Source organism: Cnuella takakiae (genome assembly GCF_001953305.1).
GTDB lineage: Bacteria > Bacteroidota > Bacteroidia > Chitinophagales > Chitinophagaceae > Flavisolibacter > Flavisolibacter takakiae.
The window spans coordinates 3,156,800-3,171,668 of the sequence record NZ_MTFE01000010.1; the positions used below are offsets into that span (position 1 = coordinate 3,156,800).

General features: G+C 49.3%; 12 protein-coding genes. 6 read left to right on the top strand and 6 right to left on the bottom strand.

The genetic code is table 11. From position 1 onward, the window contains the following. Nucleotides 1–63: 63 nt before the first annotated feature. Nucleotides 64–450, bottom strand: a complete 387-nt coding sequence (locus BUE76_RS13710) for a DUF6249 domain-containing protein (protein WP_073047057.1) — start codon at nucleotides 448–450, stop codon at nucleotides 64–66. Between the two features lie 499 nt (nucleotides 451–949). Here BUE76_RS13710 and BUE76_RS13715 point away from each other — a divergent pair, with 499 nt between their 5' ends. Beyond that, nucleotides 950–1,528 carry an RNA polymerase sigma factor gene (locus tag BUE76_RS13715; RefSeq protein ID WP_073047059.1) on the top strand — a complete coding sequence of 193 codons (579 nt, stop codon included), beginning with the start codon at nucleotides 950–952 and terminating at the stop codon, nucleotides 1,526–1,528. 31 nt (nucleotides 1,529–1,559) lie between these two features. Continuing rightward, nucleotides 1,560–2,102: an anti-sigma factor gene (locus BUE76_RS13720; RefSeq protein ID WP_073047061.1), complete on the top strand. Its 543-nt coding sequence runs from the start codon at nucleotides 1,560–1,562 to the stop codon at nucleotides 2,100–2,102. Nucleotides 2,103–2,204: 102 nt separating this feature from the next. On the opposite strand, the gene BUE76_RS13725 is transcribed toward BUE76_RS13720, so the two are convergent. Beyond that, nucleotides 2,205–4,478 carry a Tex family protein gene (locus BUE76_RS13725; RefSeq protein WP_073047063.1) on the bottom strand — a complete coding sequence of 758 codons (2,274 nt, stop codon included), beginning with the start codon at nucleotides 4,476–4,478 and terminating at the stop codon, nucleotides 2,205–2,207. A 304-nt stretch (nucleotides 4,479–4,782) separates the two neighbouring features. On the opposite strand from BUE76_RS13725, the gene BUE76_RS13730 reads away from it, so the two are divergent. From BUE76_RS13730 to BUE76_RS13745, 4 genes are all read left to right on the top strand, one after another. Further along, nucleotides 4,783–6,138 (top strand): pyridoxal-phosphate dependent enzyme, encoded by a 1,356-nt coding sequence (locus BUE76_RS13730; protein WP_073047066.1) that lies wholly within the window; start codon nucleotides 4,783–4,785, stop codon nucleotides 6,136–6,138. Nucleotides 6,139–6,653: 515 nt separating this feature from the next. Beyond that, complete coding sequence (locus BUE76_RS13735; protein WP_083596673.1) at nucleotides 6,654–7,415, top strand: helical backbone metal receptor; 762 nt, start codon at nucleotides 6,654–6,656, stop codon at nucleotides 7,413–7,415. 123 nt (nucleotides 7,416–7,538) lie between these two features. Further along, complete coding sequence (gene fbaA / locus BUE76_RS13740) at nucleotides 7,539–8,606, top strand: class II fructose-bisphosphate aldolase (RefSeq protein WP_073047071.1); 1,068 nt, start codon at nucleotides 7,539–7,541, stop codon at nucleotides 8,604–8,606. A gap of 154 nt (nucleotides 8,607–8,760) precedes the next feature. Further along, a complete protein-coding gene (locus BUE76_RS13745) occupies nucleotides 8,761–9,726 on the top strand; it encodes a sugar phosphate isomerase/epimerase family protein (protein ID WP_073047072.1) in 966 nt (321 codons plus the stop codon). A gap of 79 nt (nucleotides 9,727–9,805) precedes the next feature. On the opposite strand, the gene BUE76_RS13750 is transcribed toward BUE76_RS13745, so the two are convergent. The 4 genes from BUE76_RS13750 to BUE76_RS13765 form a co-directional block, all read right to left on the bottom strand. Beyond that, nucleotides 9,806–10,591 (bottom strand): mechanosensitive ion channel family protein, encoded by a 786-nt coding sequence (locus BUE76_RS13750; protein ID WP_073047075.1) that lies wholly within the window; start codon nucleotides 10,589–10,591, stop codon nucleotides 9,806–9,808. A 113-nt stretch (nucleotides 10,592–10,704) separates the two neighbouring features. Next, complete coding sequence (locus BUE76_RS13755; protein ID WP_073047078.1) at nucleotides 10,705–12,858, bottom strand: outer membrane protein assembly factor BamB family protein; 2,154 nt, start codon at nucleotides 12,856–12,858, stop codon at nucleotides 10,705–10,707. An 82-nt stretch (nucleotides 12,859–12,940) separates the two neighbouring features. Beyond that, nucleotides 12,941–13,660 (bottom strand): LysE family translocator, encoded by a 720-nt coding sequence (locus tag BUE76_RS13760; RefSeq protein ID WP_073047301.1) that lies wholly within the window; start codon nucleotides 13,658–13,660, stop codon nucleotides 12,941–12,943. 5 nt (nucleotides 13,661–13,665) lie between these two features. Next, a complete protein-coding gene (locus tag BUE76_RS13765) occupies nucleotides 13,666–14,721 on the bottom strand; it encodes a hypothetical protein (RefSeq protein WP_073047304.1) in 1,056 nt (351 codons plus the stop codon). Between the last annotated feature and the right edge of the window lie 148 nt (nucleotides 14,722–14,869).

Consider the following 14,869-nt stretch of genomic DNA (forward strand, 5'->3'; position numbering starts at 1 on the left):
GGGCTGTAAATAAAAAGGCGCAAACAGTTACCTGTCTGCGCCTTTTTTATGGTCGGTTATGGTTTACATTTCCCGGTACTCGGGTTCACGCCTGGTGGCTTCCGAAACATGCGGCTGGCGCAGGGTTTCTTTTTTCTCGATCATATAGGAGAATATCAGGCCCAATCCGCCGCCCACGGCAATCAAGCCGAAATAGATGGCTTCATTGTTCCAGCCGCCGATGTTTTTATCCAGGAAAAAAGCAATGATGAGGCCAATACCCGCGCCCAGGAAGAGTAATCCGGATTTCAGGTTGCGGTAAGGTGCTGGCCTGTTGGCAAAAGCCTTGGGGTTCATGCCTTTTTCGATCATGGCCATATTTTCACGTGTTTTCAGGTAGATGATGCCGAAAACCATAGCAAAAGCACCTAGGGGAACAAGGATCGGTACAAGTAATTCAACTCCGTTCATGATGGTAAGTTTATTTTTTTATTGATTTTGTTTGCTGCTTTCCCAATCTGACTACGGCGGTACCATCGTGGTTACAGGAAAGGGAAAGTTTTTTATAACCTTTTTAAGCGGTTTACAATAACTCTGACGCTATCCGAAATCATGAGGTTACAGGGTTCTGCAAAATTCCAGATCAGAAAGTAGGGTCATGGGCTTGGTTCAAGGGCATATTTTATACATCCTCCCTGTAATCACCTTTATTATCGTCCAATTGTCTGATGCTACCGCATAACCACCTGACCTGTTGCCCCGATGTTATAATCAGCGCTTTTATGCCCATTTCACAACAAAAAAGTTCCGTTTCATCACAGCGCTATTATTTTGTAGCAAATATTTGACAACATTGTGCTTGTAACCCAAAACAGGAAACCGCACCTTTCCTTCTAAATTGTTTCACCAGCATAGAATTCTGCGGAACCCTGTAACCTGGCCCAATCAACAAGCGTCAAAACTCAGACACATGCAAGCCGAGCGATCAGACATAGAAATCATAGAACAGGTGCTTAGTGGTGACCATGCCGCGTATGCGGTGCTGGTGAACCGCTACCAGTCCTATGTTTTTACCATCGCCCTGCGGTATGTAAAAGGAAGGGAAGATGCGGAAGAGGTGGCACAGGATATTTTTGTAAAAGCCTACCGGGCACTTGCCGACTTCAAGGGTGGATCCAAGTTCAGCACCTGGTTGTACACCATTGCTACCACTACCTGTATTACCTTTCTACGGAAGAAGAAACTGGAGACTTATTCGCTGGATAATGAAAAGGTATTTGCCGTGGCAGATAATTTTGACGGGGGCATGAACGCCAACCAGATTGAACAAAAGTCGAAGGTGAATATGGTGAACAGGGCTATCCAACTGCTTAGTCCCGATGATGCTCAGGTAATCACGCTGTTTTACAAAGGCGAACAAAGCCTGGAAGAAATAGCCCAGATCATGGGTAAGGAACCCAATACCGTAAAAGTGCAGTTGCACCGGGCCCGTATCCGATTGAAGGAAAAAATGCAACGCCATTTTGCGGCCGAAGTAAACGACCTTTAAAAGGTAATTAGCAACAATTAAATCCATCATCATGGATCCATTATTTGATAACCTACCCCCAGGCCATGAGTTTGAGGAAGACATGGAGCTTCGTTTGTGGGAATACATCGATGGGCTGAGTACCGATCAGGAACGCTCTGCAATCGAGCATATGCTGGTGGAACATGCGGAATGGCGGGCCAAATACAAAGAATTGCTGGAAGTGCACCGGGGCATTGAAGAGGTGGAACTGGAGCAGCCTTCCATGCGGTTTACCCGCAATGTGATGGATGAAATTGCCCGCCTGCAGATAGCACCTGCCACCCGAAACTATATCAACAAGAATATCATTTACGGCATCGCTGCCTTTTTTATTACCGTAATCGTTGGCTTCCTGGGGTATGGCATCAGCCAGATGGAATGGAGTTCGACCGGGTCCGATAGTTTGGTTGGCGTCGATTTTTCCTCGGTTGATTATAGCCGGATGTTCAACAATAATTTCGTCAATGGCTTTATGGTACTCAATATCATCCTTGGCCTGATGTTGCTGGACCGCTACCTGGGGCAGCGCAAAAAAGAATGGCAGGCAGCTTAAATGAGCTTAAATGGAATAAAAAAGCGCCCTACTATTGTGGGGCGCTTGTATTTCCGGGCTGTCAAATCATCGATCTGCTAATATATTTCCGGCCTGTTTTTACTAGTTCTTGAACCTGCCTTTAAGTGCCATCAGGCTCTTTTGAAAATCATTCAGGCTTTCCTGCTTTTGTTGGGGCTTATTTGCAGGTTTATTACTTCCGGGCCGGCTTTCAGAGCGGCTGCCCTCAGGTTTGGCGCCGCCCGCAGTTTTCATGGTCAGGGCAATGCGCTTGCGGGCAACATCCACTTCGGTAACCGTAACCTGTACCTTTTGCCCCAGCTTTACTACTTCATTTGGATCGGTTATGTACTTGTTGCTCATTTGGGAAACGTGTACCAAACCATCCTGTTTTACACCAATATCTACAAAGGCACCAAAGGCCGTGATATTGGTTACAATACCCGGAACCTGCATACCTGGTTTTACATCTTCAATGGTTTTGATGCTATCGTCAAAACGGAACTCCTCTATTTGTGCACGGGGGTCGCGACCGGGCTTTTCCAGTTCTTTCAGGATGTCTTCGATGGTAAACTCACCCACCGATTCCGAAATATATTTCCTGCGGTTGATCTGCTTGCGTAGGTTTGCTTTCTTAATCAGGTCTTCAAGGGATGCCTGCAGGTCGGCAGCCATCTGTTCTACTACCTTATAACTTTCCGGGTGCACCGACGAATTGTCCAGCGGGTTGGTGGCACCGGGTATCCGCAGGAAGCCCGCACACTGCTCAAAGCTCTTGGGACCCATCATCGGCACTTTCTTCAACTCGGAGCGGCTGCGGAATGGACCGTTTTGCAGGCGGTATTCAACGATATTACGTGCCAGGGTGGCGGTAATGCCCGAAACATATTGCAGCAGGTGCTTGGATGCGGTGTTTACATCCACACCCACGAAGTTCACCGCGCTTTCTACCACGCGGTCGAGGCCGTCCTTCAGTTTATTCTGGTTTACATCGTGCTGGTACTGCCCTACACCAATTGATTTCGGATCGATCTTTACCAGTTCGCTCAAAGGATCCAAAAGACGGCGCCCGATGGAAATGGCACCCCGAACCGTTACATCATGGTCGGGAAACTCTTCGCGGGCCACCTCAGATGCTGAATAAATAGAAGCGCCGCTTTCATTTACCTGGAACACGCTTACAGGCTTTCCAAAATCGATGCTGCGCACCAGGGTTTCTGATTCGCGGCCGGCGGTGCCGTTGCCAATCCCGATGGCTTCTATATCGTATTTGCTTACCAGGCGCTTCAGTTCGGCAATACTTTCCTGCCAGTTGTTTTGCGGCGGGTGCGGATAGATGGCGGTATTGTACAACAGGTTGCCCTGTGCATCAAGGCATACTACTTTACAACCGGTACGAAAACCAGGGTCAAGGGCCAGTACCCTTTTGCTGCCCAGCGGAGATGCCAGGAGCAGCTGGCGCAGGTTTTCGGTAAATACATTGATGGCTTCCTCGTCTGCCTTATTCTTGGAGCTGAGGCGGAATTCGTTTTCGATGGAAGTTTTCAGCAGGCGGACAAAAGAATCTTCCACCGCTTTGCGCACTTCATCGGCCGCAGGGTTATTTTCTTTTACAAAAATCTGGCTGAGCGAATCAACAGCCGATTCCTTTTCAATATTGATGTCCATGGCCAGGTAGCCTTCTTTTTCGCCACGTCGGATGGCCAAGAGGCGGTGCGAGGGGCTTTGCGAAAGGGGCTCGCTGAACTCGAAGTAATCGCGGTATTTCTGCGCCTCGGCTTCGTCTTTTTTTGTGGCAAACACTTTAGCTACCAGGGTGCCTGTTTCGGTAAACAGCTGGCGCACCTTGTTTCGTGCTTCTTCGTTTTCCGATACCCATTCGGCAATAATGTCGCGGGCACCCTGGAGTGCTTCTTTGGTATCTTTTACCTCTTCGCCCTTGATGTATTTGGCAGCTTCGGCTTCCACATCTAAGTTTGATTGGGTGAAAATGATCTCTGCCAGGGGCTGCAGGCCTTTTTCAATGGCCTGGGTTGCACGGGTTTTGCGCTTGGGTTTGTACGGCAGGTATATATCTTCCAGAACGGTTAGGTCCAGGCAGCTATCGATCCGCTCCTTTAGCTCGGGCGTCATCTTGCCCAGGCCTTCGATGGTTTTGATAACCGTTTCCTTACGCTTTTCAAGCTCGGTAAAATCCTTGATGGCTTCCACCACATTGCCGATGGCCACCTCGTCGAGGTTATTGGTGGCTTCCTTGCGGTAGCGGGCCATAAAAGGTATGGTTGCCCCTTCGGCCTGCATCTGGTAAATATTATTGATTTGCTTGAGGGTGAGCCCCAGCTTTTCTGCGATATTTTGGATGTACTTCGGTTCCATGTGCACTTGAAAAAACCCGATTTTTACGGGAGGGTGGCAAAGGTAAGGAACCGCAGATTTGTAGGATTCAAAATGATTTTTATGACTTTGACGCCCAATCTGTTTAGGTATTTGGACGACCAGTTTAAGGATCATGTTTTTTATCAATACGGTAATCCATCCTGTGTTACCTGTTAATTCAGAAAGGAAAATTGCGGTTAAAGCTCCTTCCATTTTAGACAGCGGAATAATTCCCAGGTTCATTCAATCATTAATAAACATTCAAATCTGGGGTTCCATACCTTTGACCCCTTAGCTCATAACCATGGACGTAAAGAACAACATACTGGAAACCATCGGCAATACGCCTCTTGTACGTTTAAACAAGATCACCAGGGAACTGCCCTGTGCGGTGTATGCCAAAGTAGAATATTTCAATCCCGGCAATAGCACCAAGGACCGCATGGCCCTGAAAATGGTAGAAGTGGCCGAAGCTGAGGGCAAGCTGAAACCCGGGGGTACCATCATTGAGTGTACTTCGGGAAATACAGGTCTTGGACTGGCGATGGCTGCCGTTATCAAAGGATACAAGTGTATTTTTTCCACTACCGATAAGCAGTCGCAAAGCAAGATGGATATTCTGAAAGCTTTGGGTGCGGAAGTGATCGTTTGCCCCACCAATGTGGAGCCCGAAGATCCCCGCTCCTACTATTCGGTGGCTGCCCGGCTGGCCCGCGAAATTCCGAACAGCTTCCTGATGAACCAGTACGACAACCTGGCTAACAGGCAGGCGCACGTGGAAACCACCGGCCCCGAACTGTGGCGCCAAACGGATGGTAAGATCACCCATTTTGTAACCACTGCAGGTACCGGCGGCACCATCACCGGTACGGCCATGTACCTGAAGCAAATGAACCCCGATATCCAGATCTGGGCCATTGACGTGTTTGGTTCGCTGCTGACCAAGTATCACCGTACCGGCGAAATGGATATGAACGAGGTGCATCCTTATATATCCGAAGGTTTTGGGGAAGATTTTATCCCGAAGAACTACGACATGTCGGTAATCGACCATTTTGAACAGGTGACCGATAGGGATGGCGCCATCATGGCCCGCAAATTGGCCCGGGAGGAAGCCCTGTTTTGCGGTTACAGCTCCGGTAGTGTGCTGGCTGGTTTGATGCAACAAAAGGACAAGCTGAAGAAAGACGATGTGGTGGTGGTACTGCTCTGCGATCATGGCAGCCGGTATGTAGCCAAAATTTACAACGACCAGTGGATGGCAGAGCGGGGTTTCTTCGAGGTAAAAACTTTCCGCGACGTGGTGAGTGCCCGTGGCCGTAAAAAACTGATTACCATTGAGCCTACCCAATCGGTTTCGGAAGCTGTAGAACTGATGAAGAAATACGATATCGAACATATACCTGTTGTAAAGGACGGAGAACTTGTTGGCTCCATCAGCGAAAGTGGGTTGTTCCAGCAGGTGTTTCAAAATCCTGAACTCAAAACCGCCCGCATCGACAGTGTGATGGATGCACCCCTGCCCATTGTGGCGCAGGAAACGGCTATAGAAAAACTAAGCACCCTGATCAGCAAGGAACAGGGCGCGGTACTGGCAAAAGATGAAAGCGGCCATTACCAGATTGTAACCAAATATGATGTGTTGCAAGCCCTGGCCTGAACATAAAGCTTTATTGCAAAGCGGGCAGTTCACTGCCCGCTTTTTTATTGGGGTAAATCTACGATCCGGACCGGGCTTTAATACGTGCGCATGCGTAAATGCCGAAGGGTACAAAACGGGCAGTTATGCCATATTTCACCCGGGTGCAAGCGCCTAGTTTTGTACCGAAGTTGATGCCATCCTTTTGGTTATCAAATCCATCCTCCTGAAAAACCAACCGTCCAAAAACAAATTACCCTTAGCAGTACGAAACCAATTACGGCATCAACTTCAACTTTTCCCTATTCTACTTTGCGGCTTCACCTTATACCATACCTCATGCCACCTATGAAAAACAACGTGGCCATCAAGCTGCGGTCCACTAAACCTATCACCTCCGGAGGAAAACCATCCCCGCCTGAATTACCTTAAACGGTTCAGGCGGTGGTGATAGCCTCCACTGTTTGTTTTTTCTTTTACTGCCTGTCTTACCTTGCAGCATGCCCTTTGTTACAGATCAAACCGGACGGCCCTTAATGCTAAATAGTCCTGCCCGCCGCATAGTTTCCCTTGTTCCTTCCCAAACAGAACTGCTGCACTCCATTGGCCTTGATGCCGAAGTAATCGGGATCACCAAATTCTGCGTTCATCCAAACGCCTGGTTTCATTCCAAGCAGCGGATTGGCGGCACCAAGGATATCAAAATGGACCTGATCAAGTCGCTGGACCCAGACCTCGTTATAGCAAACAAAGAGGAAAATGTACGGGAGCAGGTGACAGCTTTGTGGCAGGATGTACCGGTATATGTAAGTGATGTGGCTGGCCTCGATGATGCGCTTTCCATGGTGGCAGATATTGGCGTATTAACAGGCAAAGAGGCTGCTGCCCAGGAATTGTCCAACAACATTAAAATTGGTTTCCAATCCCTGCTCCCAACGGCACCCGTTAAGGTTGCCTACCTCATTTGGCGAGCGCCTTACATGACCATCGGCGGGGACACTTTTATTCACCAAATGTTGGCCCATGCCGGGTTTGAACAGGTGTTTGCCAACAGGCGGCGGTATCCTGTTGTCAGCATAGATGAGCTGCGCAACTCTGGCTGCCAGCTGGTACTGCTATCATCGGAGCCCTACCCTTTCAGGGAAAAACACATGCAGGAATTGGCCGAACTGCTCCCCGGCATTCCTTCCTTGCTGGTAGATGGCGAGCTATTCAGCTGGTTTGGCAGCCGCCTGCTCCATGCGCCGGCATATTACGCCCGCCTCCGGGAGGATGCGCAGCAGGTTTTGCATTTATGAATACGAGCCCATGGCATTAGCTGAGATAATGCAACTGTCCTGTCCCGTCTGCCCCGAAAATTCTCTTATCTTCGGCCACGAATTTTTGCAGGTATTGCACTAAATCTTAAAAATTCTTCTTTTATGAGTAAATACAGGGCCGGAGTACTTTTCGGCGAAGAACTGGAAGCCTTATACCGCGATGCCAAGGACAACCAGTTTGCACTGCCCGCAGTGAACACCACAGGAACCAACACCATCAATGCAACGCTGGAAACAGCCGCTAAGGTGAACTCTCCCGTAATTATCCAGTTTTCGAACGGCGGTGCCCAGTTCATTGCCGGTAAAGGAATGCCCAACGATAACCTGCAGGCCAATATCGCTGGTGCCATTTCCGGTGCCCTGCATATTCATAATGTAGCCAAATACTATGGCGTACCCGTAGTATTGCATACCGACCATGCCGCTAAAAAGTGGCTGCCCTGGATCAGCGCACTCGTTGATGCCGGCGAGCAGTACCATAAGGAAAAAGGCCAGCCCCTCTTCTCTTCCCACATGCTCGACCTGTCGGAAGAACCCCTGGAAGAAAACATTGAAACCTCTGTTGAATTTTTCAAACGCATGGCCCCGCTGGGTATGGGTATTGAAATTGAGCTGGGCGTTACCGGTGGTGAAGAAGATGGCGTGGACAACAGTGGTGTTGAGAACGAAAAGCTGTACACCCAACCTAAAGAGGTGGCATATGCTTACGAGCACCTGAAAAAAGTGGGTAACCTCTTTACTGTTGCAGCTGCCTTTGGCAATGTACACGGCGTGTACAGCCCCGGCAATGTAGAACTGCGCCCCGATATCCTTAAGAACAGCCAGGTTTATATCCAGGAGCAATTCGGCACCGGTGAGAAGCCTGTATTCTTTGTGTTCCATGGTGGTTCGGGTTCACCCCAGCATCAGATCCGCGAAGCGATCTCTTATGGCGCCATCAAGATGAACATTGATACCGACCTGCAATGGGCGTTCTGGGAAGGTATTCTGTATAACTACAAAAAGGCAGAAGCTTACCTGCAAGGCCAACTGGGCAACCCCGAAGGCACAGATAAGCCAAACAAAAAGTACTACGATCCACGCGTATGGTTGCGCAAGGGTGAAGAAACCTTCATCAAACGTCTGGAAGTTTCTTTCGAAGACCTCAACTGCATCAACAGGAATGCATAATTCCTTACTTAGTATTTTGGAGAGCGCTGCCCCTGGGCGGCGCTTTTCTTTTTATGAAAAAAATGGCCCATCGTATTTATACATCAAGCTGATGTTATCAATGCTCCTAATGCGTATCTTTTACCAAATTTCCTAACCAGCATAACGATTGACTATGTCCCAAAATCGCCGCCAGTTTGTATCCCAGCTGGCTACTATTGCCGCAGGTCTGGCCATTGCTCCTGCTGCACTTGCCCGGGAGTTTGCCGCCAAACCTCAGTTTGAAATTTCACTTGCCGAATGGTCGCTCCACAAATCCCTGCAGGCAAAAAAGTTTACCAACCTCGATTTTCCCGGAATTGCCCGTAAGCAGTTTGATATTGGCATCGTTGAGTATGTCAACCAGTTTTTCAAAGACAAGGCAAAGGATACGGCTTACCTCAACCAGCTGCTCCAGCGATGCAAGGATAATGGCGTGCGCAACCACCTGATCATGATTGATGGTGAAGGCGGTTTGGGTGAGTTGGATGCTGCCAAGCGCAACCAGGCGGTAGAAAATCATTACCAGTGGGTGGATGCCGCAAAATACCTCGGTTGTGCCACCATCCGGGTAAACGCCTATGGTGTGGGCAGCCGCGAAGAGGTGGGCAAAGCCGCTGTGGAAGGCCTGAGCAAATTGGGTGAATATGGCGCCAAACAAAACATCAATATCATTGTTGAAAACCATGGCGGCTGGAGCTCGGAAGGCACCTGGCTGGCCGGTGTGATGAAGCAGGTAGGAATGAAAAATGTAGGCATCCTTCCTGATTTCGGAAACTTCTGCGTAAAACGCGCCACCGGTGATCTGTACTCCGGTAAATGCGAATTGGAATACGACCGCTACAAAGGTGTACAGGAGTTTTTGCCTTATGCAAAAGGCCTGAGCGCTAAAACCTTTGAATTTGATGCGGCTGGTAATTGCATCGATACCGATTATAACCGAATGCTGGGTATTGCGAGGAAGGGCAACTGGAGTGGTATCATCGGTATAGAGTACGAGGGCGATAGCCTCAGCGAAGAGGCCGGAATCAAAAAAACCAAGGAACTGCTGGAGAAAGTTGGTCCGCAGGTTGGTTATACCGTTAAAAAGGCTGCCGCTTAATTTTTCATCCTATATAGAGCCATACAAAAAGAAAGCGTTCCAAAGGGAACGCTTTCTTTTTACAAGGATTATTTGCTCATTACAGCCCGGGCAACTTCAACCCGCCGGTTTTAAAGTCATTGATGATGGCTTCCTGGAAACGGAGTCGCAGGTCGTAAAACTGGTGGGCGTCCACCCAAATGCGGATCATCACTTTATAACCATCAGGGTCAACGGTGGAAACGCCGAAATCAGCTGCCGGCTCCTTAAGTATTTCAGGAGATTGGTTTATGCGCTTCTGTACAATATCCCGCACCTGTTCGAAAGAGATACCGAAATTGAACTTGAACTCCATTTCCAGCCTGCGGATCCCCTGCTTGCTTAAATTGATGATCACCTCGTTAGAGAGTTTGCTGTTGGGAATGATCACCGTTGTATTGTTGTAAGTGGTAACGATGGTGAAAAATATCTGGATAGACGTCACAATGCCTTCCTGTCCCTGCGCTATAATGCTGTCGCCCACCCGGAATGGTTTGAGCAGCAGGATCAACACGCCGGAAGTAAAGTTTTGCAGGGTGCCGGATAATGCCAGGCCGGCAGCAACACCCATGGCCCCGATGAGGGCCGTGAAAATGGTCATTTGCAAACCCAGCACCTGCATCAATGCCAGGATCAGCATTACCTGGAGGGCTGTTACAAACAGCGAAATCAGGAAGGGTTGAAGCGAAGGGTCAAAATCCCGGTTCACCATATGGCGGTTGAGCGCCCGCTTTAAAAAGCGGATCAGCCAGATGCCCAATGACAGCACAATAATGGCCAGGATGATGCGGGGACCAACGGTCAGTATCCAGTTATAAGCCTTGTCGTAAAACGATTCCCAGTTCATGGCTACGAATGTAGGGCCTAAACAGGTTGGCTGCATGTCAAAGCCCCTCTTGGTTATTACCTAAAGGGGCTTTGACATCCTGTTTGCTGGAATTGAATCAGCTTTTGAACAAACTAACCGGGTAAGCTAAAGGCTACATAATAATCGCCTGATTTGGTGTTCAGCTTTCCGCCGCCACAGGCAATGACAATATACTGTTTGCCGCCTTGTTCGTAAATGGCAGGGGTTGCAAATGCAGGTGCCGGAAGTTTGATCTCCCGGAGCAGTTTGCCGGTCCGTTTATGGTAAACCCGGAACATACCATCTGCGGTAGCGCCAATAAACAGGAGCCCGCCTTTTGTCACAACGGGTCCGCCATAGTTTTCACTGCCTGTTTTAATCCCCTTGTCAGCAAATGCGGGATGTACGCCAAAGGTGTCGCGCCAAACATGAACGCCGGTATGCAGGTTGATGGCGGTAAGCGTGCCCCAGGGTGGGCTCAGGGCAGGCAGTCCTTCCTTACTCAGGAACTTATTGTAGCCGGTGGTATTATAAGGCAGTTTCAGGTACTGGTCTGCTGTACTGGTTTTTGTTGCCGCGTAAGGTTGGCTGCCTTTTTCTTTTTGTTGCAAAATATAGGTGGCAAGGGCAGCCTGCTCTTTCTTGCTAAGCCTTGCAAAAGAGGGCATCATCCGGCGGCCTGTTTGCAGCAGTTGTACAAACTGGGGCTCGCTGTATTTGCGGTGCGCCTGCACAAGCGATGGAAAATTCCCGCCGCCCTGCAGTTGGGTGCCATGACAGCTCATGCAGTTGGCCTGGTACAACCGTTTGCCGGCCTGCAGGTTGGTTTCGCCTTTTAGTCCAGCACCTTTGATCGGTACCATGGTCAGCACCCAGGCCATTTCATTGGCATTTACATACAGGTTGCCGGTTTCAGGGTCGTAGGCTGGTCCGCCCCACTCCGCCCCACCATCATAACCGGGCAGGATAATGGTTCCCTTTTCGGATGGGGGCTCAAATATGTGCCCGCGTTTAAATGCCTGTAAACGCTTTTTGACCTCGGCCTGCGATGCTGGCGACAGCAAGGGGTTGATGTCCTTTTCGGTAAACTGCTGCCGCACAAAAGGTTTTGGCCATTGCGGAATGGGCTGCGTGGCAGAAAGTTTTTCACCAGCCAATGCTGAAGTATTGGGCACCGGCGTTTCTTTTATGGGAAATAAAGGTTTCCCGGTGGTGCGGTCCAGCACATACACGAAACCAGTTTTGGAAACCTGCGCCAACGCTTCGATCTTCCTGCCCTCTTTATTGATGGTTACCAGTATGGGCGGCGTTGGAAAATCGCGGTCCCAAACATCATGATGCACTGCCTGAAAGTGCCAGGCTTTTTTACCCGTAGCTGCATCCAGTGCCAGGATGCAATTGCCATAAAGGTTATCGCCTTTCCGTTTGCCCCCATAAAAGTCGAATGATGCCGAGCCGGTGGCACAAAATACCAGCCCCCGTTTTTCATCCAGGCTGAAGCCACTCCATGCATTGGCTCCCCCTATATATTTATAGGCTTGCGGGTCTTCCCAGCTTTCGTATCCTGGTTGGCCGGGCTGTGGAATGGTATGGAAGATCCAGCGGCGTTTGCCGGTGCGGACATCAAAAGCCCGTATATGCCCGGGGGCGGCGGCGGCGCCTTCGTCTACCCGGCTGCCCATAATGATCAGGTCTTTGTACACCATACCCGGCGAAGTTGCCGTAATGAACAACCCATTTACATCGCGGTCCAGGCCCTGGTGGAGATCGATAGAGCCCTTTTCACCAAAACCTCCAATAGGTTTACCAGATTTTGCATCAATACAGAATAGCCGGGAACCGGCAGTGTAAAACAGTCGCTTGTCCCTTTCACCATCACTCCACCAGGCGATGCCCCGGCTGTTATTGAGGATAAAAAATCCTTTGTTGCCTTCAAGCGCCTCGCCATATGGATCAAAAGACCAGATTTCTTTGCCCGTACCGGCATCCAACGCAAAAAGCTTCATCCGCGGGGTGGTGCCATACAAAACGCCATCCACCACCAGCGGGTTGCACTGAATCTGCGAATTGTTGACCGTGTCCATGTCTCCGGTGCGGTAGGTCCAGGCAACCTCCAGGTTCTGCACATTATTGGTGTCTACCTGGCTGAGGGATGAGTATTGAATCTTTTCTTTGGAACCACCATAGCTGTTCCATCCTGCAAAAGGTTCTGCTTTGTAAACGAGGAATGCCGCCAGTGCAGCAAGGGGTAGAAATTGTTTGATCATACAACAAGCGCTAGCTTGCCGAATGTAGCTTTTTTAAGCTCCTGCGCAATACACCAGTAAGGAAATATTAGCAACAATTCCCTTATTTGTTTTGCTCCTTCCTTTCTTCGGGAAGGAGCACGGATTCGAAATCGTGTTGTTCTTCTTCGGGGTGGTCGATGCGGTGTTCCACATCCTTGTGCCGCATCATCTTAATGGCCTGGATAATGGCTGTTACCAGAAAAATGCCCCCGATGATCCAGTTCAGCACATTCTGGTTGCCGTTAAGTTTTTGAGATAAAAGCAGGCCGCCAAAAACAAATACAAAGTTGCCCAGCAAGGTGCCGGTACCAATACCCAGGGTGTACCAGTTGTATTGTGTAGCATGGGGTTGTAAAATGCCTTTTGTAAACAGTACCGTACTCCAGCCAAACCAAAAAGGGATCTGAACAGGGTTGAGTGCACTCATAAATAGGCCCAGCCAGTAACGGTGGAGCGTGCTGCTCAAAATGACATTCTTTTTAACGGATGGATGCAGGGCGGCATAAAAGGAAGAAATAGCCAGGGCAACTACAATGGCCAGCGTGATCCATTCCAGGTAGCTGAAGATCTTCTTTTGCTTTCTTACCCAATCCATCGCAATCAGCGAGAGCCGCACATACACTACTTCCGATGTGAGGCTACCCAGGCCAAACCATATGGCGGGCATCAACCCGTCGGAAATGGAGATCTGCATGATGGCCACATTGAGGGTGCCCAGTGGCAGCGACCCAAGGAAGGAGATCAGTAAGCCTGTAAATAGTATGCGAATCAGTTTCATCATGGCCATCAAATTAGAACGGCGGCGTCCAGTTGCTCCAGCTTTTTCCCATGTTGGGCGGCCGCTTTCATAAAATGGTAGCCTTTTCCGAACGACCAATAAGGATGCCCGTTGCGGTGGTTGTAACGGGAAATTTCAAACAATACTTTCCAGTGTTGTAGCAATACTCGGTAGGCTTGCAGCAGGCTCAGCCCCGATTGGTACACATGGTTGGGCTCCGCTCCTGCCCCGTTAAATTCAAGGATCTGGAACTTGCGGCCCATTTTCAGGTCAGCTATCGACTCGCATTTAATATCGAAGCGGCCATAGTAAAAGGAGGTTTGGTGGCTGATGGCGTCAAACAGGTCATGCAAGTCCCCGTCAATTTCCTTTTCCAGGTTGGTGAATCTAGCGCCCCGGTTGAGGTTGGCTGCATAGGAAAGGAAATACCGATGCCCTGCTTCAATTACCTCCTCTAAATGGCCACCATGCTTTATTTCCATTTCGGCCATCCGGTGCTGTGCAATGGGATGTTGTTGTATCAGTTGGCGTAAAGTAGATATTCCGTTGCCGGTTACTTCCATCAGGTCCTTTTGCAAAAAACCGGTGATCACCCCTTTTTGCTGGTTGGGAAACCGGTAATAAAATACACTCACCTCCAGCGGCATCAGGATCAGGTCCTGGACGATAAATTCCAGGTCCACTTTCTGGTGGTAATAATGCAATGCTGCTTCAGTATCTATTTTGCGGAAAAGCAAACCTTTTAGCCCTACATCAGGTTTAACACAAAAGGGAAAACGGAAGCCATGTGCTTGTACCGCTTTCATCACCTCTGTAAAAGGAGTGCCAGGTTGAATATAAATGGTACGGGGATAGGTGCCTTCGGGAAGTTGCTGGTACATTTCCTTTTTGCCTTCGCCATCAAAACCACCAAAGGTGATGGTAGGATTGGAAGCAGTAAAAAACCAGGGCGTACCGGAGCGTAAACAATACCAGGCCCAGAAAGGTGCCAGCCCGGCATAACGGAGCGCAAAGGGCCACAGTTCCCAGTTGGTAAGTTTTTGCCAGGTCTTTTTCCACTGCATAAGGGCGGCAAAAGTAAGCAATGATGTATTTGGGCGGGAAGAATGCATTTTAACTGAGCCCAATAAGTGTTTAGCATGCGGTTATGGTTCCGGGTACGTATTAAATGCCTGAGCTAATTGCCGATGCCTTAATTTTGAAACCACCTTA